Origin of the sequence: Pseudomonas sp. DC1.2 (assembly GCF_034351645.1) — a bacterium.
Lineage (GTDB): Bacteria > Pseudomonadota > Gammaproteobacteria > Pseudomonadales > Pseudomonadaceae > Aquipseudomonas.
In genome coordinates this window covers 370,707-394,958 of record NZ_CP133782.1, presented here as the reverse complement: position 1 = coordinate 394,958, position 24,252 = coordinate 370,707, and the positions used below count along the sequence as shown (strand labels likewise).

Here is a 24,252-nt window from a genome sequence, read left to right as displayed (position 1 = left end):
TCTATGCCTTTACAACTCAACCTGACTGAGAGGACTGATCATGGTCTTGCGCTCGGAAATTCTGGTGAACAAAAACGTGCTCCCGACTAAAGAACAAGCTCTGCCTGGCCGTGAAACCCCAATGACTCTGCCTGAAAAACACTTCGTCCACGACGCCCCACTGCTGGGCCCGTTCGTGACCGATGTGGATTTTGCGATTTTTGGCCTGGGCTGCTTCTGGGGCGCTGAACGCAAATTCTGGCAGCGCGAAGGCGTGGTCAGTACGGTAGTGGGTTACGCCGGTGGCTTTACACCGAACCCGACCTACGAAGAAGTCTGCTCTGGCCTGACGGGCCACAGCGAAGTGGTACTGGTGGTCTACGAGCCGGCAAAAGTCAGCTACGAAGCGTTGCTGAAGATGTTCTGGGAACTGCATAACCCAACCCAGGGCATGCGTCAGGGCAACGACATCGGCACCCAGTACCGCTCGGTGATCTACGCCACCAGCCCGACTCAACTGGCAGCTGCCAAGCACAGTGAACAAGTGTTCCAAGCTGAATTGACCAAGGCGGGCAAAGGCACCATCACCACCGAAATCGAAGAAGCCCCGACGGTCTACTTCGCCGAGGCTTATCACCAGCAGTACCTGGCCAAAAATCCTGAAGGGTACTGCGGGATTGGCGGCACCGGCGTGACGTGCCCGATCTGACGTCCTGATCTGATCGTTCCCACGCTGCGTGGGAATGGTCAGTCAACTCTCGGCGATCAACCAATCCATCTGCCACCCACCCTGGGTCTGCCCAAGTTTCTTGGACAACCACGGCAGCAGCTCGCGCAACTCCTCTTCCAGGCCCCAAGGAGGATTCGCAATCGCCAGCCCTGAGCCATTCAGGCTGTTCGGCGTCTCCAGCGGATGCACCAACAATTCCACTCGCAACAACTTCGGCGCACCAGTACCGGCCAAATCCTGATAAAAACGCCGCAACAGGCGCGGATCTTTCACCGGATACCAGATCGCCGCCACTGTTTGCCGCATCCGTCCCACTGCCTCTTTCAGCGATGCCGCGCAACGCTGCATCTCATCGAGCTGCTCGAACGGCGGATCAATCAACATCAGCGCGCGCTTCTCCTGGACCGGCAACATGGCTCGCGGCACATGCCAGCCCTCGCCCAAGTGAACCTTCACCCGGCGGTCGCCCTTCATGTTGTCTTTGAGCAGCACACCGTCTTCAGGGTGCTTCTCGTTGAGCATGACCCGGTCCTGCGGGCGTGTCAGGCGCCGCGCCAACTCCGGCGACCCAGGGTAATAGCGCAACTGGCCATCCGGATTCATCTCATGCAACACGCGCATGTAGTCAGCGGTCAGCGCCGGCAGGTCCGGCTGATCCCATAACCGCGCAATCCCTTCCAGGTACTCACCGGTACGGCTCGCCTGATCACCTTTGAGGTCATAAAGACCAATACCGGCGTGGGTGTCGAGATAGGCAAACGGCTGTTCTTTGCGCGACATCAGGGCGATGAGGCGGGTCAAAGTCAGGTGTTTGAACACATCGGCGTGATTGCCGGCATGGAAGGCGTGACGATAATTCATGATTGCTCCTGCGAAGGCCGGGAAGTTTACCTTGTAAGGCGCCGGACGTCAGGGATTGCTGGCCGAACGGCGGCGCTACACGACCACACCTCCCGAACGCAATAAAGCCAAGCAGCTCTCGCCCCTACAGGATTGCGCTGGACAGACATTCCTGTGAACTGCAAAAAAACCGCCAGGAGCGAGGCTTGCCCGCTAGGGCGGAACCAATACCCCCAATCTTTGCGCGTAAAAAAACGGCCCGCGTCCAAAAGGAAGCGGGCCGTTTTCATGTTCGGCGAAAGATCAGAGCTTCAGCTCATCCCTATCACTTGTTCAGAAGGTAATCTTTCTCGGCCGCATCAAAGCGCATCAGCATGCCTTTGGTCGGTGCGCCCTGCTTGCTGACGAAGTAGATCGCAAGGCTGGCGAAGATGAAGCCAGGAATGATTTCGTACAAACCCAGCAGGTTGAAGTGTTTCCAGACGATCACGGTGATAGCACCGACCAGAATGCCCGCCAGTGCCCCGTCGCGGGTCATGTCTTTCCAGACCACCGAGATCAGGACCACCGGACCGAACGCAGCACCGAAGCCGGCCCAAGCGTAGCTGACCAGACCCAGCACGCGATTGTCCGGATTCTTGGCCAACGCGATAGCGATCAGGGCCACCAGCAACACCATGGCGCGGCCAACCCATACCAGCTCAACCTGGGAAGCGGATTTACGCAGGAAGCTTTTGTAGAAGTCTTCGGTCAGCGCGCTGGAGCACACCAGTAACTGGCAGCTCAAAGTGCTCATGACTGCGGCAAGGATGGCCGACAGCAGCACACCGGCAATCCACGGATTGAATAGGATTTTCGCCAGTTCGATAAACACTCGTTCGTGGTTTTCGGTCACAGGAGCCGCCAACTCCGGGTGCGCCGAAAAGTACGCAATACCGAAGAAGCCCACAGCGACGGTGCCGCCCAGGCACAGGATCATCCAGGTCATGGAGATGCGACGTGCTTTAGCGATCGACTTGACCGAATCCGCCGCCATGAAGCGCGCGAGGATGTGCGGCTGGCCGAAGTAGCCCAAACCCCAGCCCATCAACGAGATGACGCCGATGAAACTGGTGTTCTTCAGCATGTCGAAGTTGCCTGGATCTTGCGCTTCGATGGCCAGGAACGTGGTGTCAACGCCGCCGGTTGCCAACAGCACGATGATCGGCGTCAGCAACAGGGCGAAGATCATTAGAGTGGCTTGTACGGTGTCCGTCCAGCTCACGGCCAGAAAGCCGCCGACGAAGGTGTAGGCAATCGTCGCCGCAGCACCGGCCCACAGCGCCGTTTCGTAGGACATGCCAAAGGTGCTTTCGAACAGACGGGCGCCGGCCACGATGCCCGAAGCACAATAAATAGTGAAGAACACCAGAATCACAATGGCCGAAATGATCCGCAGCAGGCCGCTTTTGTCTTCGAAACGGCTGGAGAAGTAGTCCGGCAGCGTCAGTGCATCGCCGTTGTGCTCAGTCTGCACGCGCAGGCGACCGGCAACGAACAACCAGTTCAGGTAGGCGCCGACGATCAGGCCGATGGCGATCCAGCTTTCGGAAAGGCCGGACATGTAGATAGCGCCCGGCAAGCCCATCAGCAACCAGCCGCTCATGTCGGAGGCACCAGCAGAAAGCGCGGTGACCACACTGCCAAGGCTACGACCGCCCAAAATATAGTCGGAAAGATTATTGGTGGACCGATAGGCCATGAAGCCGATCAGCACCATGGCTGCGATATAGATCACGAACGTGATCAGGGTTGGATTGCTTACGCTCATTCAGTTACGCCCTGGCTTTGTTTTTATGTAGCGACGAGGTCGTGAAGCCGTAGACACACCACGATGTGTGTTCAGACGGTTTCTGATCTCGTGCATTTATGACTGATGTTTCCCCAGGAAAGCCATCAGCCGGCACACCTGTCTTATTTGATGGGTTGCACCTTGGGCGCGAATCCTATTCAACAACGCAAATAAGGTGCAACCAGTTTCTTGAGAATAAGTTGCACCTACACATTTCCAAACAAAAAAAGACCCTTTTTCGCTCCTTTTCAGGGCGAACAGAGTCTTTTACCCATAAGAAAAGCACCACACCTGGGCGGTCTACGCGTACCGGAATTTAATTCCTGATGAGCTGCTTATTATTCCGACAAAAAAAGGGTTGCACCCGGTTGCACCTCAGCCAGCTCACAGCTAATCTTCCTGCCAGCTGATGCCACGCGGTCGTGGCAAACATGAGGATAAAAATATGGCGACCACCACCCTTGGGGTCAAACTTGACGACCCCACCCGCGAACGCCTGAAGGCCGCCGCGACCTCGATTGATCGCACGCCGCACTGGCTGATCAAACAGGCAATTTTCAATTACCTGGAAAAACTCGAGGGTGGTGCAACCCTGACCGAGCTGAGTGGTTTGACCAAGGATTCCGACGACGCTGTCGATGCCCCGACGGATCATGCCCATCAGTGCTTCCTCGAATTCGCCGAAAGCATCCTGCCGCAATCGGTATTGCGCGCCTCGATCACCGCCGCTTACCGTCGCCCTGAGCCGGAAGTGGTGCCGATGCTGATGGAGCAGGCGCGTCTGCCGGCCGCGATGGCCGAAGCCACCAACAAACTCGCCTCTTCGATTGCCGACAAATTGCGCAGTCAGAAAAGCGCCGGCGGCCGTGCCGGAATTGTTCAGGGCCTGCTGCAAGAGTTTTCCCTGTCGTCCCAGGAAGGCGTTGCGCTGATGTGCCTGGCCGAAGCGCTGCTGCGTATTCCGGACAAAGGCACCCGCGACGCACTGATCCGCGACAAAATCAGCACCGGCAACTGGCAGCCGCACCTGGGCAATAGCCCTTCGCTGTTCGTCAACGCCGCCACTTGGGGGTTACTACTGACCGGTAAATTGGTCGCCACCCATAACGAAACCGGCCTGACTTCGTCCCTGAGCCGCATCATCGGCAAGAGCGGCGAGCCGATGATCCGCAAGGGCGTCGACATGGCCATGCGCCTGATGGGCGAGCAGTTCGTCACCGGTGAAACCATCGCTGAAGCGCTGGCAAACGCCAGTAAGTTTGAAGCGAAAGGCTTCCGTTATTCCTACGACATGCTGGGTGAAGCCGCGCTCACCGAACACGACGCCCAGAAATACCTGGCCTCGTATGAGCAAGCCATCCACTCAATCGGCAAAGCGTCCCACGGTCGTGGGATTTATGAAGGCCCAGGCATTTCCATCAAGCTGTCGGCACTGCATCCGCGTTACAGCCGTGCGCAGTACGAGCGCGTGATGGAAGAGCTGTACCCGCGCCTGTTGTCGCTGACCCTGCTGGCCAAGCACTACGACATAGGATTGAACATCGACGCTGAGGAAGCTGACCGCCTGGAGCTGTCGCTAGACCTGCTGGAGCGCCTGTGTTTCGAGCCACAACTGACGGGGTGGAACGGCATCGGTTTCGTTATCCAGGCCTACCAGAAACGTTGCCCGTATGTGATCGACTACGTGATTGACCTGGCTCGTCGCAGCCGTCATCGCCTGATGATCCGCCTGGTGAAAGGCGCGTACTGGGACAGCGAAATCAAACGCGCCCAGGTGGACGGCCTGGAAGGCTATCCGGTCTACACCCGCAAGGTGTACACCGACGTTTCCTACATTGCCTGCGCACGCAAACTGCTGTCGGTGCCAGAAGTTATCTACCCGCAGTTCGCCACGCACAACGCCCACACCTTGTCGGCTATTTACCACATTGCCGGTCAGAACTATTACCCCGGACAGTACGAATTCCAATGTCTGCACGGCATGGGCGAACCGCTGTACGAACAAGTTGTAGGCAAAGTTTCCGAAGGTAAGTTGAACCGTCCGTGCCGCGTGTACGCACCGGTCGGTACTCACGAAACATTGCTGGCTTACCTGGTGCGGCGCTTGCTGGAAAACGGCGCGAACACCTCGTTCGTCAACCAGATCGCCGATCAGTCGATCTCGATTCAGGCGTTGGTCGCCGATCCAGTGGCCAGCATCGAGCAGATGGCAACAGTGGAGGGCGGCTTCGGTCTGCCGCACCCGCGCATCCCGCTGCCGCGTGACCTTTATGGCGCCGAGCGCGCTAACTCCAGCGGCATCGACCTGGCCAACGAACACCGTTTGGCCTCACTGTCCTGCGCCCTGTTGGCCAGCGCTCACAACAGCTGGAAAGCCGCGCCGATGCTCGGTTGCAGCGCCAGCACGGAAACACCGGCGCCGGTGCTGAACCCGTCCGATCTGCGTGACGTGGTCGGCCATGTGCAGGAAGCCACCATTGAAGACGTCGACAACGCGATTCAGTGCGCCCTGAACGCCGGACCGATCTGGCAGGCCACTCCGCCAGCCGAACGCGCCGCCATTCTGGAACGTGCCGCCGATTTGATGGAAGGCGAGATTCAGCCGCTGATGGGCCTGCTGGCTCGCGAAGCCGGCAAGACCTTCGCCAACGCCATCGCCGAGGTGCGCGAAGCCGTGGACTTCCTGCGGTATTACGCGGTGCAAGCACGCAACAATTTCACCAACGATGCCCATCGTCCATTGGGTCCGGTGGTGTGCATCAGCCCTTGGAACTTCCCGCTGGCAATCTTCAGCGGCCAAGTCGCCGCCGCACTGGCCGCCGGTAACCCGGTGCTGGCCAAGCCTGCGGAACAAACCCCGCTGGTGGCCGCTCAAGCTGTGCGTTTGCTGCTCGAAGCCGGGATTCCGGAAGGCGTGCTGCAACTGCTGCCGGGCCGTGGCGAAACGGTTGGTGCGCGCCTGGTTGGTGATGATCGGGTTAAAGGCGTGATGTTCACTGGCTCGACCGACGTCGCACGCTTGTTGCAACGCAGCGTCGCCGGTCGTCTGGATGCCCAGGGTCGCCCGATTCCGCTGATCGCTGAAACCGGCGGCCAGAACGCGATGATTGTCGACTCTTCGGCACTCACCGAACAGGTTGTTATTGATGTGGTGTCGTCGGCCTTCGACAGTGCCGGTCAACGTTGCTCGGCACTGCGCGTCTTGTGCTTGCAGGAAGATTCCGCTGAGCGCGTCATCGAAATGCTCAAGGGCGCCATGGCTGAATGCCGCCTCGGCAACCCGGAGCGTCTGTCGGTGGACATCGGCCCGGTGATTGATGCCGAAGCCAAGGCTGGCATTGAGAAGCACATCCAGGCCATGCGCGACAAAGGTCGCAACGTATACCAGGTGGCTATCGCCGACACCGAAGAAGTCAAACGCGGCACCTTCGTGATGCCAACGTTGATCGAACTGGAGAGCTTCGACGAGCTGCAACGGGAGATCTTCGGTCCGGTGCTGCACGTGGTGCGTTACAAGCGCAAAGACATCGATCAACTGATCGGTCAGATCAACGCTTCCGGCTACGGCCTGACGCTGGGTGTGCATACGCGCATCGACGAGACCATCGCCAAGGTGATCGACAACGTCCACGCCGGTAACGTCTACGTCAACCGCAACATCGTTGGCGCGGTGGTGGGCGTGCAACCGTTCGGCGGCGAAGGCTTGTCCGGGACAGGGCCGAAAGCCGGTGGTCCGCTGTACCTGTACCGTCTGCTGTCGACACGTCCTACGGATGCAATCGAACAATCCTTCGCTCGCGGTGATGCTATCGCAGCGCCGGACGTTCGTCTGCGTGACGCCATGAGCAAGCCGCTGACCGCCCTGCGAGCCTGGGCCGACAGCCACACGTTCACCGACCTGAGTGCCCTGTGCGTGCAGTTCGCGGCGCAATCGCAAAGCGGGATCACCCGTGTACTGGCGGGGCCAACGGGCGAGCGCAATAGCTATGCGATCCTGCCGCGTGAACACGTGCTGTGCCTGGCGGAGATCGAAGGCGACCTGCTGACGCAACTGGCGGCGGTGCTGGCCGTCGGCGGCTCAGCGGTATGGCCGGAAGCAGACGTGGGCAAGGCTCTGTTCCCACGCTTGCCGAAGGACATTCAGGCGAAGATCAAGCTGATTTCCGACTGGGCCAAGGACGACGTGGTGTTTGATGCCGTGCTGCATCACGGCCATTCGGACCAACTGCGTGCTGTCTGCCAGCAAGTGGCCAAGCGGACCGGGGCGATTGTCGGGGTTCACGGGCTGTCGCAAGGCGAGACCAACATTGCGCTGGAACGTCTGGTGATTGAGCGTGCGTTGAGCGTTAACACCGCTGCCGCGGGTGGCAACGCCAGCCTCATGACCATCGGCTAACACGCCACTGACCGTTCCCGCGCGCGTGCGTGGGAACGGTCATGCCCTTCCCTCGTTTGGCCCTTGCATCACGCTCATCAATCATCCTGTTCTTCCCGCCCCTCGCACGCCTAGACTCGGCCCATTCCAAAACAGGTAGGCCGCCATGTCCGAGACGTTGCTCAGTTCCCGCAATCTGGCTTTCGAGCTGTACGAAGTCCTCGATGCCGAGGGCCTGACCCAGCGTGAGCGCTTCGCCGAGCACAACCGCGAGACATTTGACGCGGCCATCGGCACTGCCCGCAGCATCGCTGAGAAGTTCTTTGCCCCACACAACCGCAAGGGCGACGAGAACGAACCACGCTACGAGAACGGCCAGGCGATTCTGATTCCGGAAGTGAAACCGGCGGTGGATGCGTTCCTTGAAGCAGGTTTCCTTAACGCCGCGCGAAGTTTCGACGCGGGTGGCATGCAACTGCCTACGCTGTTGTCCCAGGCCTGTTTTGCGCACTTCCAGTCGGCCAACGCGGCATCGACCTCCTACCCGTTCCTGACCATGGGCGCGGCCAATCTGATTGAAAGCTTTGGCAGCGAAACGCAGAAGCAACGCTTTTTGCAGCCGATGATCGACGGACGCTTTTTTGGCACCATGGCCCTGACCGAGCCGCACGCCGGATCGTCGTTGTCGGATATTCGCACACGCGCAGAACCAGCGTCTGACGGAACGTATCGGCTCAAAGGCAACAAGATTTTCATTTCAGGCGGTGATCATCCGCTGTCGGAAAATATCGTGCATATGGTGCTGGCCAAGCTGCCCGATGCACCGGCCGGGGTGAAGGGGATTTCGCTGTTTATCGTGCCCAAGTTCCTGGTCAACGATGACGGCAGTCTTGGCCCACGCAACGACGTGCTACTGGCCGGGCTGTTCCACAAGATGGGCTGGCGCGGCACCACCTCCACCGCGTTGAATTTCGGCGACAACGGCGAGTGCGTGGGCTATCTCGTGGGCAAGCCGCACCAAGGCTTGAGCTACATGTTTCAGATGATGAACGAGGCACGGATCGGCGTCGGCATGGGCGCGGTGATGCTCGGTTACGCCGGCTATCTTTATTCCCTGGAGTACGCTCGCGAGCGTCCGCAGGGCCGCGTGCCGGACAACAAAGATCCAGGCACCGCACCCGTGGCGATCATCCAGCACGCCGACGTCAAGCGCATGCTGCTGACCCAGAAGGCTTACGTCGAAGGCGCGTTCGACCTCGGACTGTATGCGGCGCGCCTGTTCGACGACACCACGACGCTAGAGACAGACGCCGAACGTAAGCAAGCTCATGAGCTGCTGGATTTGCTCACGCCAATCGTCAAATCCTGGCCGTCGGAGTTCTGCCTAAAGGCTAATGAACTGGCGATCCAAATTCTCGGTGGCCACGGTTACACCCGCGAGTATCCGGTGGAACAGTATTACCGCGATAACCGTTTGAACCCGATCCATGAAGGCACCCACGGCATTCAGTCGCTGGATTTGCTCGGCCGTAAGCTCGCGCAGAATGGCGGGGCCGGGCTCAAGCAACTGATCCGTCTGATCGCCACCGCCGCTGAGCGGGCGCAAGCCTACGAATCGTTAAACCCGTTGCGTGAGCCGCTGGAAAAACTGGTGGCGCGCCTGCAAACGGTGACCCTGGGCTTGCTGACGGATTTAGGCCTGGGCAAGGTCAACAGCAGCTTGGCGAACTCGGCGCTGTACCTGAAAGTGTTCGGGCACACGGTGATTGGCTGGCGCTGGCTGGAACAGGCAATTCGGGCCCAGGAAGGGTTGGCCAAGGGCAATGCGGCGGATGTCAGTTTCTATCAAGGCAAACTACAGGCGGCGCGGTATTTCCTGACGTGGGAAATACCGGGTTGCCATCACGAATTGGCGATTCTCGAGGCACGAGATGATGTGTGCCTGAGCATGCAGGATGAATGGTTCTGACTAGAAACCGGTAACGCGGCTGATATCAGGTCAACTTAAACCCACCCATCTGCCGCGCCAAATCGTCGGCCAGGCGTTGCAACGTCTGACAGTCTTCGCGGCACGCTCTGACTTCACCCGCCGTCGCCCGCGCCAGATCGGAAATCCCCTGCACATTGCGGTTGATCTCTTCGGTCACCGCCGACTGCTCTTCGGTCGCCGTCGCGACCTGATGGTTCATGTCACTGATGCGTTCAATCTGCCCGGTAATCGCCGTCAATGAAGTTCCGGTGCGCTGGCTAGACTCAACGCCGGTGCCCGTCGCCGCCTGCCCGGAATGCATGGATGACACCGCATTTTCCGCACCCTGTTTGAGGCTGCCGATCATCTGCTGAATTTCATCGGTCGATGACTGGGTGCGTCGCGCCAAGGTCCGAACTTCGTCGGCGACTACCGCAAACCCACGACCCATGTCGCCGGCACGTGCCGCTTCAATCGCCGCGTTCAGTGCGAGTAGATTGGTCTGCTCGGAAATCCCACGAATCACGGCCAGGACTTGATCGATAGACGCCACCTGATGCGCCAGCTCTCCCACCGCGCCGGCAGCGAGGCCAATCTCAGTGGACATGCTTTCAATATGCCGTATCGACCCGCCCACGACTTCGCGCGCCTGCATCGCCTCATCCCGTGCCGTTTGCGAAGCCACCGCTGCATTGCCGGCGTTCTGGGCGATTTCCTGCACCGTCAAGCCCATTTCGTGAACGGCGGTGGCCACCATGTCAGTCATTTCCTGCTGCCGGCCCGAACGTTCGGCGGTGTTGTCCACCACCTTCGCCACTTGACCGACAGCGGTGCGCAATCGCTCGCTGGTGGTCAGCACCTCGCCAATCATTTCGCGCTGACTGTCGAGGAAACGGTTGAACCCGCGCGCAAGGTCACCCAGCTCATCGGCGCGACTGGAATCTAACCGGTGGGTCAAATCTCCCCCACCGCTACCGATGGCCACCAATGCCGCTGTTACCTGACGAATCGGCCGCACCAACCCACGGGCCAGCAATACCACCAGCATCAAGCACACCAGCGCTACCGCCAGGCCAATGCCGCTGCTCATCCACATCGCCCGACGCGCCTCGGCGTAGATCTGCGACTGCGGCACTTCGGCCACCAAAGTCCAGCCCAGATCCCGCAACGGCAGGCTCAAGGCCAGAAAATCTTCGCCATCACGGGTGAAAACGCTGTTGGTGGCGACTTTTTGACCCATCACCGTTTGCGCCGCCGAGGCACCGATTTGCTCAGCCAAGGTGCGTTTACCGCTCAATTGCGCCTCGGGGTGAACCTGGATCAAACCGTCGGAACGCACGAGGTAGACCTTGCCGCGCGCACCGAAACTGAAGTTGTGGATCAGTTGCGATAGCTCTTTCATGCTCAGGCCCAACCCGGCAACGCCCACGACTTTGCCAGCCTGTTGAACCTTGAGGTCGATGAACAGCGCCAATTCTCCGGTCGCCGTGTCGTTGTCGATATTGAGCGTGCGCGGCTGATTGCTGTCGAGAAAGGTGTAGAACCAGGCGTCTTTGGGGTTGGAACGGCTGAGCGTCCGCTCCAGGCCTTTCTCCGTGAGGTAGTGGTTTGACGCCGTGCCGACAATCAGCGCGGTAAAAGCATTGTGCTCGGCGCGAATGCCTTCCAGGTACTGCACGAACGTCTCGGTCTGGGCACTGTTTTCGCCACTGGCCAGCCAGTCCCGCACCATGCTGTTGCTGGCGATGTCCTTGGCGGCAGTGAGGGGCTGGACAAGAATGCGCTCGATATCGTTGCGCATCGCTTCGATGCTCGACGGCAGCGCTTGTTCGACCAGATAGCGCTGGGCGAGGCGATTGACCACCAGGGTATAAACGCCAACCACGATCAGAATACTGACCAGCAGGGCGGTGCCCATGCTCAGGATCAACTGCCACTGAATACTGCGACGCCAGAACTGCATGGAGCACCCCCAAAGAATAAGAGGCTGAAACACTGCAACAGCCGTGCCGATTGTATACAACGCAATCGACAATATTATTCTTTGGTTGTGCGCAAAGCTGATCAGGCCTGATTGATGGTCTTGGCGATCACTTCAACCGTGGCGCTGACTTGCTCTTGGTAACGGTCGAGTTCTTGCTGGTGCTGCTTTTGCATTTCAATCTGCCGAGAGCACAAATTCATCGCTGCCAGCACCAGTAAACGGTCACCGATCAGGGTCGGGTATTTCCTTTTGGTGTCGGCCAGAGCGGCTTTCAACATTAACGCGGCGTCCAGCAGGGTCTGCTCTTCCCCGGCTGGCGCCTTGATCGAATAGTCCTCCCCCAGAATGGAGACAACTTTTACCCCTGCGGCGCCCTGACTCATGCGCTGACAGGGCCGGCGCTGACGCGCTCAACCAAGGCCTGGATGCGCGCAGCAGCGGCGCCTTGTTTCTCTTCCTGTTCCATCAGACTCAGTTGTAGGCTTTCGTTTTCATCCTTGACCTGAGCCAGTTCTGCACTCAAGGCCTGGTGGGTGCCGAGCAGGGTCTGGTTCTGTTGCACCAGGTCGCTGACCAATTGTTCCAATTGGCTAAGGGATGCTTCCAACATTTTGATTTTCCAAGCATTTTCAAAGGGCACTTACGATAAAGAAAAGTCACCACGGATGCCAGGGTTAATAAGGCGCAAAGCCTTGATTTTCCTGGCGGGCGACCTTCCTTGCGAACCTTAAAGACTGTGATTGTCGGATCTGGTTCCTGCACTTCGTCGCCGGGGAGCCAACAGAATTCGGAAAAAATCGCACGCTAAGCGCTCGGCATGCCAGGTGGCGACCGTATCGGCGCGGATGTCGTGCCTGGCTGTCGAACGCTGGGCGCCTAATGCCCTGCCGGCAGGTCGATGTGCGCCAGAAGGCTAGACGCGACCGAGCTTCACCAATGCTGCAAAAGCAGCCATTACCAATAAGAGCGTAATCACGGACCACTGCAAGGCTACCAATTTGCGCTTAAGTGGCAGTGGGAAATTGCTTATATTCTCAACACTGACACCGCCTCGTTTAATGTAAAACTCGCCGATCTTTCCTCCGGCTGCACCCGCTCCAAAAGAAGCGGCACCCACCACAGCCAACCATCCCCACGCCTCCCGTAAGCACGCTTAATCCAAGACAGATAGCCGGGACACCCAGTGCGACACACTTGCTGTTTCTTTTGATGTTGCGATCCACTTCAAACGCGCTGAGGCATCCCAGCAGCAAGCCCTGGGACGGCTAATTGATTGACCTTGTGTACTTACCGAAAAAAAACAGCAGAAACATAATGGTCAACAGCACCATCGCAGCCCATTGCAATACCGCGAACTTCCGCTTCAGAGAAACGGGGAAGTTGCTTAAATCCTCAACGCTGACCCCCCCGTGCTTGAGGTAAATCCCAGGAAAAGTGACGATTCCCGAGATACCCCCAACCAACAATAGCTTGCCCCAGGGGCCAGCATATCGGAGTGGTGCTCGCCTCATGATTGCAGAGCAGTTTTTCAGACGTTCAAGCATTTCGTCCATTCGGGTGTATGCCAAATGAAGGCAGACTCCAATCCAGATAAGCATTCCCCCGAAGTTTATTAACGCAATACTCAGAAATATATAGTCAGCGGTGCTCACAGTCATTTCGTCGCCTCGTAAATTATTTCACCCGACCACTCGCCGATCTTTCCTCCGGCTGCACCCGCACCAAAAGAAGCGGCACCCACCACAGCCAACCCACACACTAGTGTTCCTGCACCAGCTGTCGGCACACCCAGCCAGAGGCAGATAGCCCCAGCGGCGGACCCCGTCAGGAGTCCGCCTGCCAAGGCACCACCGACGATGCCACCAGCAAAACTACCGGTCTCGGTAAGTTTGATTTTCTTGCATGCCTCGCTATCACCTGCTGTACACACGTCCTGAACCTTCATGTAAGACGCTCCGCCACCGACGGCGGTGCCCAGCCAGCCACCGTACTTGACATATTTGGCGGCTTTGGCGACCCCGTCTATGTGTGTGGCATAACCGGGGATCTGGTCCGGTGCACCGGCCTTGCGCCAGCGATGCACCAGGCTACGACTGGAAATCCCCAGGGCACTCTTGAGGTTCGGGTGATCGGGGAAGCCAATACCCTTTTTGGTGAATCCTGTGAGATGGGTATCGAGTTGACCAAACAAACGTTTACGTTCGGCAAAAAACTCAGATGAACGCAGATGCCCGTCACGCTGGAAGGTGCGTTGGTGCAGGGCCTCAATGTCGCTCAGCAAGCCTTTCACGCTGTCCAGCGTTACTGGCGAAAACCGCTGCCCCAACACCCATGCCGGTGGAACCATGCTTGAGAAACGATTCAATTTCGTCACGATGGCGGGCCATGAAGTCAGCCTCATCAGGTGTCAGGTCCTGAAGCGCTTTATTCACATTTCCCGCCGCTTCCATCAGCTGTGCTTCTTCGTGCGTGCAATGCAAATTGTTGGGGTCACTGAGCACGATCATCTGGCCCGCTTTTACCTGATCCAGGTTCGGGTTAAGGGCCTTGAATTTGGCGATAACGGCAGGGGTGGGTGAGGTGAACAACTGCGCCTGTAACTTATCCGCTGTTGTGCTTTTGGGCACGATGTAGAACCCCGGCTCGTGCATTTTGACTGGCTCGGGCCAGCGCTCGCGGGGGAAAAACTTTAAATCGTTGGCAGGGGATGACCTGGGAGCGGCTTTGGTTGTGCTCTGCGTATTTGCGTTCGCGTTGAGGTGTTGAGCATGGCTAAACCGCAGTAATCGCTCAGGGTCGGGTTTTAAAACGGGCTGGGTGAGTCTCATCAGCGCAATGCGCTTAACCGAATGGGTTATTGCGTCCTGTCCTTTTCGCGCCAAGGCGTGAGATTGGTTCAAGAGGTCGCGCTGTTCTTGCAGAATGGCCTGTATGCCTTGTTCAGGGGTTTTATGGCCGGTCGCGACATCATCGGCAATACGCTTTGCGTAATAGGCGACTTCCCGATTGAACTGCACGCGCGCAATACCGTGGGCAAGATGGCGAGCACTGACAGTGAGCCCTTGTCCTATCAGCTTGCCAGCGGCGCTGTTGACATCCCAGATGTCATAACCGTTCGGGTTCATTCCTCTTCGCCCCAAGAGCTGTGACCGGTGGTGCCTGCCAAGTGGTGGGTCCAGGTAATCTCGCGGTAGCGAATCGCCAACTGTTCTTCATGCTCGGCATTGCCTTGCAAAACAACATGAGGCATCTCAAGCGTCAGGTCCGCAAAGATCCCGCCATGAATCGAAACTGAATAGAATTTTTCCTGTAGGCCAAAGGAAGACACTCGGTAGAAACTAATTGTGCAGTTGATTTCCTCTCTGCTTGAGAGCGCTTGAGCGAGTAACGGGGATGATTTATCAACGTTTTTCGTGATGATAATCGGGCTGTGCGTGGCCTTATTGATGTTCCCAATATTGGCCATGTTGTGCTGGTAAGCCAGCACCATGATTTCATCGGTATGGTCTGACTGGTATTTGTTGCCAATAGAATCCGGGGTTGAGCAGCCCGCTGAAATCAGTCCTTGAGCCTTACCGGTGATAGTCATGTAACCGGGGTTCGCCATACACACCACTCCTTTTTTGTCGGCAGAACACTCTATTACAAGGGTTTCAGGCGTGATGTCGGGCGTTTCCGAAAAGAGATACTAAATATGTCGCAAGCGGGTCCGACTGCTTTGTGGTCGGTGCTTCCTGTTCTGTCTAGCCCGAAAAAGCACCGAGCCCCGCTCTGATGTCAGGTTGGGCTATACCCTTGCCGGACGTCAGACGAGCCACCCGCCCCGCGTCTGAAGAAGGCCGCCTTCTGCATTTCCTGACGCTTAGGCGTCAATCTCTCTGGCCTCAATTTGGCAGGCCGAATGCTTAGCCTACGACTTTGTCCGTTTTCTCTATCGGCCCCTCGCCGCACGTTTTGTGCGACAAATGCGCGCAGCCCCTAAAGACTTTAGTCGTATGACCGATAAGAGCTTCATACAGCAGTCTCAGCCCACGCACGGATGCGCTCTTTCCGGTAAACACCATGTCCCTTCGTAATATGAATATCGCACCGCGAGCGCTCCTCGGGTTTGCCATGATTGGCGGGCTGATGCTGATTCTCGGCGTGTTTGCACTGAACCAGATGAGCAAGATTCGTGCGTCCGCCGAAGACATCACTTCCAACAGCGTGCCGAGCATCAAAAGCCTCGATGAGTTCACGCAACTGACTCTGCGCCTGCGCGTGCTGTCCTATCGCCTGATGGTGAACCGCGAACCAGACGTCCAGCAGAAAACCATGGAGCTGCTGGACAGCCGTAACCAGCAAATCCGCACCGCTCAAGCGGTTTACGAAAAGTTGATCAGCAGCCCTGAAGAACGTGCGACCTACGATCAATACGTGCAGCTATTGGGGCAGTACCGCCAGATCGAAGACCGGATGAAGAGCCTGTCGCGCAACAATCAGGTCGACGAACTGCGCACCCTGCTCAACACCGATTTGCTGACCAACTCTGAAGCGGTCAACACCGTGTTGAGTCGCCTGCTGGCAATCAACACTCAGCAGACCGTTGATACCAACAAGCAGGCAGCCGATCAGTATTCCTCGGCCTTCGACCTGGTCGTCACCTTGCTGGTGATCGCTACCGGCCTGACCTTTTTGTTTGCCTGGTTGCTGACGAACAGTATTACCAAGCCAATCGCCAATGCCTTGGACGCTGCTGAAGCCATCGCTGAAGGCAATCTGACCCGCCCGATCACGGTCGACGGTAAAGACGAGGCCGGTCGCTTGCTCGCCGCCATGGCAAAAATGCAGGACAAACTGCGCGACACCCTGCAGCGGATTTCCGGCTCAGCCACGCAACTGGCCTCCGCCGCTGAAGAACTCAACAGCGTGACCGACGAAAGCGCTCGAGGCCTGACCCAGCAAAACAACGAAATCGAACAGGCCGCCACCGCCGTCAACGAAATGACCAGCGCCGTTGAAGAAGTTGCCCGCAACGCCGTGAGCACGTCAGAAGCTTCTAAAAATGCCACCACCTCAGCCGGTGATGGCCGGGATCTGGTGCAGGAAACCGTCAGCGCCATCGAACGCATGAGCGCCGACGTGCAGAGCACCGCGACGCTGATCGGTGACTTGGCCAACGAATCCCGCGACATCGGCAAGGTGCTGGATGTGATTCGCGGCCTGGCTGACCAGACCAACCTGCTGGCCCTGAATGCCGCCATTGAAGCCGCCCGTGCCGGTGAAGCCGGTCGTGGTTTCGCGGTGGTGGCGGACGAAGTGCGGGCCTTGGCCCATCGTACCCAGCAGTCCACCAGCGAAATCGAACGCATGATCGGCAGCATCCAGAGCGGCACCGAGCACGCCGTGAACTCGATGCGCAACAGCACCGAACGTGCAGAATCAACGTTGAACATCGCCCGTGGCGCCGGTATGTCGCTGGACACCATCAACAGCGCCATCGTCGAAATCAACGAACGCAATCTGGTGATCGCCAGCGCCGCCGAAGAACAAGCCCAAGTGGCCCGCGAAGTGGACCGCAACCTGGTGAATATCCGCGACCTGTCGGTGCAGTCCTCCACCGGCGCCAACCAGACAAGTGCGGCGAGCAGCGAACTGTCGCGACTGGCATTGGACCTGAACAACATGGTTGGGCGGTTTAGCCTGTAGTTTGACCCGCGATCGTTCCCACGCTCAGCGTAGCAATGCAACCGGGACGCTCTGCGTCCCGGGAACGAGCGCCGCGCCTGCGCTTGCCGCCACTGCAAAAGCTTTTTGACAGCACCACATTTCAACAGGTTAGAATCGCTGGCACGCAGACTGCATGGTCAGTTTGTGCCCGCCTTTCAGCTTTCTGGAGTACTGCCTTTGAATGCGACGACCATCAACAGCCTGTTCTTGATCGGCGCGTTGCTGGTAGGTGCGAGCATTCTGGTGAGTTCTCTTTCGTCGCGCCTGGGAATCCCGATTCTGGTGATCATCCTGGCCGTGGGCATGGCCGCTGGCGTTGACGGCGGCGGCATCATTTTCGATAACTACCCCACGGCTTATCTGGTCGGCAACCTTGCATTGGCGGTCATCCTGCTCGACGGCGGGTTGCGCACAAGGGTGGCCAGTTTCCGTGTGGCCTTGTGGCCGGCGCTGTCTCTGGCCACTGTCGGGGTGCTGATCACCACAGGGTTGACGGGCATGGCCGCCGCTTGGCTGTTCAACCTGAACCTGATTCAGGGCCTGCTGATCGGCGCCATTGTCGGTTCTACTGATGCGGCAGCCGTGTTCTCGCTGCTTGGCGGCAAGGGCCTGAACGAGCGGGTGACCGCCAGCCTCGAAATCGAATCCGGCAGCAACGACCCGATGGCGGTGTTCCTCACCGTCACCCTGATTAACATGCTCGCCAGCGGCGAAACCGGTCTGCACTGGAGCCTGCTCGGGCATCTGGTGCAGGAATTCGGCATCGGCGGCGTGATTGGCCTGGGCGGCGGCTGGGTCATGCTGCAACTGGTTAACCGCATCAACCTGGCGAACGGTCTGTACCCGATTCTGGTCATCGCCGGCGGCCTGCTGGTATTTGCTTTGGCCAACGCCTTGCACAGCAGCGGCTTCCTCGCCGTCTACCTGTGCGGCCTGATGATCGGCAACAGGCCGGTGCGCAGCCGTCACGGCATTTTGCACATGCTCGACGGCATGGCCTGGCTGGCGCAGATCGGCATGTTCCTGGTGCTGGGGCTGCTGGTGACGCCACACGACTTGCTGCCGATTGCCCTGCCGGCACTGGGCTTGGCGCTGTGGATGATTCTGTTTGCCCGGCCGCTGTCGGTGATGGTGGGCCTGCTGCCGTTCAAGGCGTTCCATGGCCGCGAAAAGGCTTTCATTGCCTGGGTCGGCCTGCGCGGTGCAGTACCGATCATTCTGGCGGTGTTCCCGCTAATGGCCGGGTTGCCGCACGCCCAGCTCTATTTCAACCTCGCCTTTTTTATCGTTCTGGTGTCGCTGCTGGTGCAGGGCACAAGCCTGCCGTGGGTTGCCAAACTGCTGAAAGTCACCGTCCCGCCAGAGCCCGCGCCCATTTCCCGGGCCGCGCTGGAAGTACACGTCACCAGCGAGTGGGAACTGTTCGTTTATCGTTTGGGCGCCGAAAAATGGTGCATCGGCTCGCCCCTTCGTGATCTGAAAATGCCCGAAGGCACGCGAATCGCGGCGCTGTTTCGTGGCCAGCAGTTGCTCCATCCGTCGGGTAGTACGGTGCTGGAAGTTGATGACCTGCTTTGTGTGATCGGTCATGAACACAATCTCCCGGCCCTGGGAAAACTCTTCAGCCAAGCACCGCAACGCGGCATGGACCTGCGCTTCTTTGGCGACTTCGTTCTCGAAGGCGATGCCCAACTGGCCGCAGTTGCTGCGCTGTACGGGTTAAAAGTCGAAGGCATCGATCCGGACATGTCCCTGGCCAGCTTCATTGCCCAGAAAGTCGGCGGTGCTCCCGTCGTGGGCGACCAGGTGGAGTGGAACAGTACCATCTGGACCGTCGCCGTCATGGACGGGAACAAGATCGGCAAAGTGGGCGTCAGATTCCCCGAAGGAAGTCGCCCGGGTCCGGGTTTGTTCCTCTAAACTGCCATTCTTTTCACCTTGCTTCGATCGGTCTCTATGCCAACACTGCGCACTTTTTTCATCACTGCCCTGCTGGGCCTGAGCCTCTCCGTCGGTACACTTCACGCCGCCGAGCCGCCGTCCAGCGAAACCGTGCAGGCGAGCCTGGACAAGATCGCCGACCGCAAACTGCCGGAAGCCGATCAGAAGGCCTTGCAGACCGTTCTGCAAAACACCCTCAACCAGCTCAACAACAAGCATGAATACGACCAGAAGCTGATCGATCTCAAGCAGCAATTGGCCACTGCACCACGGGAAAACATCGAGAACCAGCGCGAGCTGAGTCGCCTCAAGGCGAGCAAAGTAGTGCCTGTCACGCAACGCTATGCCAACCAGTCGATCCAGCAGCTTGAGCAAATGCTCACCGAACGATCGACCCAGCAAAGCGATCTGCAGAAAGCCCTGGCCGAAGCCAACAGTCTGATCATTACGGCCCAGACCCGACCGGAGCGCGCCCAGGCCGAGATTGCCAACAGCCAGACACGCATTCAGCAGATCAACAGCACGCTGAAAGCCGGCCGCGACAACGGCAAACCCCTGAGCCCCGAGCAGCGCGATCAGCTCAATGCCGAACTCGCGGCCTTGAACGCCCTGATTCCGCTGCGTCGCCAGGAACTGGCCGGCAACAGCCAGTTGCAGGATCTGGGTAACAGCGAGCATGACTTGCTCACGGAGAAATCCAACCGCCTGGACCAGGAAATCCAGGAACTGCAAACCCTGATCAATCAGAAGCGCCTGGCACAATCCCAGGAGACGGTGACCCAACAGTCCATCGAAGCGCAGAAGTCCGGCAGCAGCACCCTGCTCGCCACCGAAAGCGCCGCCAACCTCAAGCTGTCTGACTACCTGCTCAAAAGTACCGACCGGCTCAACGAAGTCACGCAGCAGAACCTGCAGACCAAGCAGCAACTGGACAGCGTGACCCAGAGCGACTCGGCCCTGGATGAACAGATCAACGTACTCAAGGGCAGCCTGCTGCTGTCGAAGATTCTCTACAAACAGAAACAGGCCCTGCCGCGCCTCAAGCTCGACCGCGACCTGGCGGACCAGATTGCCGACATCCGGCTGTATCAGTTCGAAGTCAGCCAACAACGAGAGTTGCTCAGCAGCCCCGCGACCTACGTCGATAACCTGCTGACCACCCAACCGCCCGAGCAAGTCACCCCACAACTGCGCAAGAGCCTGCTGGAACTGGCCAATACCCGCGCCGACCTGCTGGAACGACTCAACCGTGAACTGAGCGCCGTGCTCAACGAATCCATCACCTTGCAGCTCAACCAGAAACAATTGCTCAGCACCGCACAAAGCCTGAGGGCAACGCTGGACGAACAGATGTTCTGGATTCCCAGCAACAAGCCACTGGACCTGGAGTGGATGCGTGGCGTACCGGAGCGTCTGCAACGGCAGGTCACCACCCTGCCCTGGGCTTCAAGCCTGAGCGAACTGACAGACGGCCTGATTCAGCGCCCGTTGCTATTCCTGCCTCTGGCGCTGGTGATCGGTGCGTTGCTGTGGCGACGCAGAAACCTGTATTTGCGCCTGAACAAGGTTCACCAAGACATCGGCCACTTCAAACGTGACAGCCAGTGGCATACGCCGCAGGCGATTCTGATCAACATTTTGCTGGCGATGCCGGTGTCCCTGGGGCTGGCGTTGTGTGGCTACGCGTTGCAGATCGACGCCCGAGGACAGAACACCAACATGGGCGCGGCGCTGCTGCAAATCGCCCAGGCCTGGCTGGTGTTCTACACCGCCTACCGAATCCTTGCGCCGGGTGGCGTGGCCGAACTGCATTTCCGCTGGGAAAAACCTCAGGTCGAATTTCTTCAGGGCTGGGTCCGCCGACTCGGGCTGGTGGTACTCGCGCTGGTGGCAGTCGTCGCGGTGGCCGAACTGCAACCGGCGGCACTGGCCGATGACGTGCTCGGCATGCCGGTGGTACTGACCTGCTACGCCCTGATGGCCTGGTTACTCAGCCGCTTGCTGATCAGCAGCCCGGCCCACCAGAATGCCTCGTTGTTCCGTAAATCGGTGGGAGTGATGTTCACCGCCCTGCCGATCGCGTTGTTCGTGGCCGTGTGCTTCGGCTATTACTACACCGCACTCAAACTCAGCGATCGCTTGATCAACACCCTGTACCTGCTGATGTTGTGGCTGGTGATCGAGGCAACCTTCGTGCGTGGCCTCGCGGTCGCGGCGCGGCGCTTGGCGTATCAGCGAGCCCTGACCAAACGTCAGGCCGCCAAAGAGGCTGGCGACGGCGAAGCGGTGATCGAAGAACCAACCCTGGACATCGAGAAGGTCAACGAACAGTCGCTGCGACTGATTCGACTGGCCCTACTGGGCGGCTTCATTGCGGCGCTGTATTGGGTCTGGTCTGACCTGATCTCGGTGTTCTCGTACCTGGACAACATCACCCTGTACGAATACACCAGCGGCACCGGCGCCAACATGAGCATGGTGCCGATCAGCATCGGCGACATGCTCGGCGCGCTGATCATCATCGGCATTACCTTTGCCTTGGCGCGCAACTTGCCCGGTCTGCTGGAAGTGTTGGTGCTGTCGAAACTGAACCTGGCCCAGGGCAGCGCCTACGCCACCACCACGCTGCTGTCCTACGTCATTGCCGGCGTCGGTTTCGTCTCGACCCTGTCCACACTCGGCGTGAGCTGGGACAAGTTGCAATGGCTGGTCGCCGCGTTGTCGGTGGGATTGGGTTTCGGGATGCAGGAGATCTTCGCTAACTTCATCTCCGGCATCATGATCCTGTTCGAACGCCCGGTCCGGATCGGCGACACCATCACCATCGGCAACCTGTCGGGCACGGTGAGCAAGATCCGCATCCGCGCCACGACCATCACCGACTTCGACCGCAAGGACATCATTGTCCCGAACAAGACGTTCATTACCGGGCAACTGATCAACTGGTCGCTGACCGACACCATCACCCGTGTGACCCTCAAGCTGGGCGTCGATTACGGCTCGGACCTGGACCTGGTCAAAGCGCTACTGCTGCAAGCCGCCAGGGAAAACCCGCGCGTGCTCAAGGAGCCGGAGCCACACGTGTACTTCCTGAACTTTGGTGAAAGCACCCTCGACCATGAGTTGCGCATGCACGTGCGCGACCTCGGTGACCGCAACCCGGTGATCGACGAGGTCAACCGCTTCATCAACCGCGAATTCAAAAATAATCACATCAATATCTCGTTCCGCCAGATGGAGGTTTACTTGAAGAACCTGCACGGCCAGGAATACAAATTGGTGCCGGTAGAAGAAGAGAACAAAACCATCGTCGCCCGCGACACGCCTGAACAAGAGCCGCCCATCGAAGAGCCGCCGACCAGCAAACTCGACTAACCGCCTTATCCCTAGCAGAATGCTCGGACATTCTGCTGGAGATGGCCGTTGAAAGCCCTCGACGAACTGACCTTCGACAATCGCTTCGCCCGCCTGGGCGATGCGTTCTCAACTCACGTGCTACCCGAGCCCATCGATGCTCCGAGGCTGGTGGTCGCGAGTCCGGCGGCCATGGCGCTGCTGGACCTCGACCCGGCGGCGGCGTACACCCCGGTGTTCGCCGAGTTGTTTGGCGGCCACAAGCTTTGGGCCGAAGCCGAGCCTCGGGCGATGGTCTATTCGGGGCATCAGTTCGGCTCCTACAACCCGCAACTGGGCGATGGACGCGGCCTGTTGCTGGGCGAGGTCTACAACGAAGCGGGCGAGCATTGGGACTTGCACCTCAAGGGTGCCGGTCAGACGCCGTACTCGCGCAGGGGCGACGGACGGGCGGTGTTACGCTCCTCGATCCGCGAGTTTCTCGCCTCCGAAGCACTGAGTGCCCTGGGTATCCCGACCACCCGCGCCCTGTGCGTGATCGGCTCCGACACCCCGGTCTGGCGTGAGAAGCAGGAGCGCGCGGCCATGGTCCTGCGTCTCTCCCCGAGCCATGTGCGCTTCGGGCACTTCGAATATTTTTATTACACCAAACGCCCTGAACAGCAGAAAGAACTCGGCGAGCACGTGCTGTCCATGCACTTTGCCGAATGCCTTGAACAACCAGAACCGTACCTGGCGATGTACCGTCAGATCGTCGAACGCAACGCCGAATTGATCGCCAAATGGCAAGCCTACGGCTTTTGCCACGGGGTGATGAACACCGACAACATGTCGATCCTGGGCATCACCTTCGACTTCGGCCCGTTCGCCTTCCTCGACGACTTCGACGCCAATTTCATCTGCAACCACTCCGATGATCAGGGCCGCTACTCCTTCAGCAATCAGGTGCCGATAGGCCAGTGGAACCTCAGTGCCCTGGCTCAGGCCCTGACGCCGTTCATCAGTGTCGACGCCCTGCGCGAAACCCTAGGCCTGTACCTGCCGCTGTACCAAGCGCATTACCTGGATCTGATGCGCCGCCGCCTCGGCCTCACCACGGCTGAAGACGATGACCAGAAACTGCTGGAAGGCCTGCTGCAACTGATGCAAAACAGCGGCGTGGATTACACCTTGTTCTTTCGCCGGTTGGGCGATGAAACGCCGGACCTGGCCGTCGCTCGTTTGCGCGCCGACTTCGTCGACATCAAGGGCTTTGACGCGTGGGGCGAGCGGTATGTCGCGCGGGTTGCCCGTGAAGGCCAGGTTGATCAGGAACAACGCCGTACACGGATGCATGCGGTTAATCCGCTGTACATCCTGCGCAACTACCTGGCGCAAAAAGCTATCGATGAGGCGCAAAGCGGCGACTACACCGAGGTCCGACGCCTGCATGCGGTGCTGAGCAAGCCGTTCGAGGAACAGCCGGGGATGGAGAGTTACGCCGAGCGGCCACCGGAGTGGGGCAAGCATTTGGAGATCAGTTGTTCGTCGTGAGCCGCTG

15 protein-coding genes and 1 pseudogene are annotated in these 24,252 nt (G+C 58.8%); 8 read left to right on the top strand and 8 right to left on the bottom strand.

Annotated elements, in window-relative coordinates:
* Positions 1 to 40: 40 nt before the first annotated feature.
* The gene (gene msrA, locus RHM68_RS01805) at positions 41 to 688 is read left to right on the top strand and encodes a peptide-methionine (S)-S-oxide reductase MsrA (RefSeq protein ID WP_322220246.1); all 648 of its coding nucleotides are present in this window, start codon (positions 41 to 43) and stop codon (positions 686 to 688) included.
* Between the two features lie 42 nt (positions 689 to 730).
* On the opposite strand, the gene RHM68_RS01800 is transcribed toward msrA, so the two are convergent.
* Together RHM68_RS01800 and putP are read right to left on the bottom strand one after the other, a co-directional pair.
* Positions 731 to 1,570, bottom strand: a complete 840-nt coding sequence (locus tag RHM68_RS01800; protein ID WP_322220245.1) for a 23S rRNA (adenine(2030)-N(6))-methyltransferase RlmJ — start codon at positions 1,568 to 1,570, stop codon at positions 731 to 733.
* Between the two features lie 304 nt (positions 1,571 to 1,874).
* A complete protein-coding gene (putP, locus tag RHM68_RS01795) occupies positions 1,875 to 3,359 on the bottom strand; it encodes a sodium/proline symporter PutP (RefSeq protein WP_322220244.1) in 1,485 nt (494 codons plus the stop codon).
* Positions 3,360 to 3,825: 466 nt separating this feature from the next.
* Between putP and putA the strand changes: the two genes are divergently transcribed.
* Together putA and RHM68_RS01785 are read left to right on the top strand one after the other, a co-directional pair.
* Positions 3,826 to 7,776: a trifunctional transcriptional regulator/proline dehydrogenase/L-glutamate gamma-semialdehyde dehydrogenase gene (gene putA, locus RHM68_RS01790; RefSeq protein ID WP_322220243.1), complete on the top strand. Its 3,951-nt coding sequence runs from the start codon at positions 3,826 to 3,828 to the stop codon at positions 7,774 to 7,776.
* A gap of 145 nt (positions 7,777 to 7,921) precedes the next feature.
* Complete coding sequence (locus RHM68_RS01785; RefSeq protein WP_322220242.1) at positions 7,922 to 9,724, top strand: acyl-CoA dehydrogenase; 1,803 nt, start codon at positions 7,922 to 7,924, stop codon at positions 9,722 to 9,724.
* 25 nt (positions 9,725 to 9,749) lie between these two features.
* Here RHM68_RS01785 and RHM68_RS01780 read toward each other — a convergent pair whose 3' ends face one another.
* The 6 genes from RHM68_RS01780 to RHM68_RS01750 all read right to left on the bottom strand — a co-directional run bounded on the left by RHM68_RS01780 (position 9,750) and on the right by RHM68_RS01750 (position 15,315).
* Positions 9,750 to 11,687, bottom strand: a complete 1,938-nt coding sequence (locus tag RHM68_RS01780) for a methyl-accepting chemotaxis protein (protein ID WP_322220241.1) — start codon at positions 11,685 to 11,687, stop codon at positions 9,750 to 9,752.
* Between the two features lie 101 nt (positions 11,688 to 11,788).
* The gene (locus RHM68_RS01775; protein ID WP_322220240.1) at positions 11,789 to 12,091 is read right to left on the bottom strand and encodes a cell division protein ZapA; all 303 of its coding nucleotides are present in this window, start codon (positions 12,089 to 12,091) and stop codon (positions 11,789 to 11,791) included.
* Complete coding sequence (locus RHM68_RS01770; RefSeq protein ID WP_322220239.1) at positions 12,088 to 12,318, bottom strand: hypothetical protein; 231 nt, start codon at positions 12,316 to 12,318, stop codon at positions 12,088 to 12,090. The genes RHM68_RS01775 and RHM68_RS01770 overlap by 4 nt, the downstream gene beginning before the upstream one ends.
* Before the next feature lie 1,044 nt (positions 12,319 to 13,362).
* Complete coding sequence (locus RHM68_RS01760) at positions 13,363 to 13,998, bottom strand: hypothetical protein (RefSeq protein ID WP_322220237.1); 636 nt, start codon at positions 13,996 to 13,998, stop codon at positions 13,363 to 13,365.
* Positions 13,973 to 14,833 (bottom strand): hypothetical protein, encoded by an 861-nt coding sequence (locus RHM68_RS01755; protein ID WP_322220236.1) that lies wholly within the window; start codon positions 14,831 to 14,833, stop codon positions 13,973 to 13,975. The genes RHM68_RS01760 and RHM68_RS01755 overlap by 26 nt, the downstream gene beginning before the upstream one ends.
* Positions 14,830 to 15,315 carry an Hcp family type VI secretion system effector gene (locus tag RHM68_RS01750; protein ID WP_322220235.1) on the bottom strand — a complete coding sequence of 162 codons (486 nt, stop codon included), beginning with the start codon at positions 15,313 to 15,315 and terminating at the stop codon, positions 14,830 to 14,832. The genes RHM68_RS01755 and RHM68_RS01750 overlap by 4 nt, the downstream gene beginning before the upstream one ends.
* 455 nt (positions 15,316 to 15,770) lie before the next feature.
* On the opposite strand from RHM68_RS01750, the pseudogene RHM68_RS26610 reads away from it, so the two are divergent.
* The 5 genes and pseudogenes from RHM68_RS26610 to selO form a co-directional block, all read left to right on the top strand.
* Positions 15,771 to 16,493: pseudogene (locus RHM68_RS26610) on the top strand (MCP four helix bundle domain-containing protein); the annotation flags it as partial.
* Positions 16,494 to 16,523: 30 nt separating this feature from the next.
* A complete protein-coding gene (locus RHM68_RS26605) occupies positions 16,524 to 17,396 on the top strand; it encodes a methyl-accepting chemotaxis protein (protein WP_416195237.1) in 873 nt (290 codons plus the stop codon).
* A 198-nt stretch (positions 17,397 to 17,594) separates the two neighbouring features.
* Complete coding sequence (locus tag RHM68_RS01740) at positions 17,595 to 19,337, top strand: potassium/proton antiporter (protein ID WP_322220233.1); 1,743 nt, start codon at positions 17,595 to 17,597, stop codon at positions 19,335 to 19,337.
* Positions 19,338 to 19,373: 36 nt separating this feature from the next.
* On the top strand, positions 19,374 to 22,733 hold the full coding sequence (gene mscK / locus RHM68_RS01735; RefSeq protein ID WP_322220232.1) for a mechanosensitive channel MscK: 3,360 nt from the start codon (positions 19,374 to 19,376) through the stop codon (positions 22,731 to 22,733).
* A gap of 48 nt (positions 22,734 to 22,781) precedes the next feature.
* Entirely contained in the window at positions 22,782 to 24,245 is a 1,464-nt protein-coding gene (gene selO / locus RHM68_RS01730; protein WP_322220231.1) for a protein adenylyltransferase SelO, read from the top strand.
* Positions 24,246 to 24,252 lie beyond the last annotated feature (7 nt).

What these genes read in the sequence shown, in the direction of transcription:
- msrA (WP_322220246.1), top strand. Translation starts at nt 41, where the DNA reads ATGGTCTTGCGCTCGGAAATTCTGGTGAACAAAAACGTGCTCCCGACT.
- RHM68_RS01800 (WP_322220245.1), bottom strand. Translation starts at nt 1,570, where the DNA reads ATGAATTATCGTCACGCCTTCCATGCCGGCAATCACGCCGATGTGTTC.
- putP (WP_322220244.1), bottom strand. Translation starts at nt 3,359, where the DNA reads ATGAGCGTAAGCAATCCAACCCTGATCACGTTCGTGATCTATATCGCA.
- putA (WP_322220243.1), top strand. Translation starts at nt 3,826, where the DNA reads ATGGCGACCACCACCCTTGGGGTCAAACTTGACGACCCCACCCGCGAA.
- RHM68_RS01785 (WP_322220242.1), top strand. Translation starts at nt 7,922, where the DNA reads ATGTCCGAGACGTTGCTCAGTTCCCGCAATCTGGCTTTCGAGCTGTAC.
- RHM68_RS01780 (WP_322220241.1), bottom strand. Translation starts at nt 11,687, where the DNA reads ATGCAGTTCTGGCGTCGCAGTATTCAGTGGCAGTTGATCCTGAGCATG.
- RHM68_RS01775 (WP_322220240.1), bottom strand. Translation starts at nt 12,091, where the DNA reads ATGAGTCAGGGCGCCGCAGGGGTAAAAGTTGTCTCCATTCTGGGGGAG.
- RHM68_RS01770 (WP_322220239.1), bottom strand. Translation starts at nt 12,318, where the DNA reads ATGTTGGAAGCATCCCTTAGCCAATTGGAACAATTGGTCAGCGACCTG.
- RHM68_RS01755 (WP_322220236.1), bottom strand. Translation starts at nt 14,833, where the DNA reads ATGAACCCGAACGGTTATGACATCTGGGATGTCAACAGCGCCGCTGGC.
- RHM68_RS01750 (WP_322220235.1), bottom strand. Translation starts at nt 15,315, where the DNA reads ATGGCGAACCCCGGTTACATGACTATCACCGGTAAGGCTCAAGGACTG.
- RHM68_RS26605 (WP_416195237.1), top strand. Translation starts at nt 16,524, where the DNA reads ATGGCAAAAATGCAGGACAAACTGCGCGACACCCTGCAGCGGATTTCC.
- mscK (WP_322220232.1), top strand. Translation starts at nt 19,374, where the DNA reads ATGCCAACACTGCGCACTTTTTTCATCACTGCCCTGCTGGGCCTGAGC.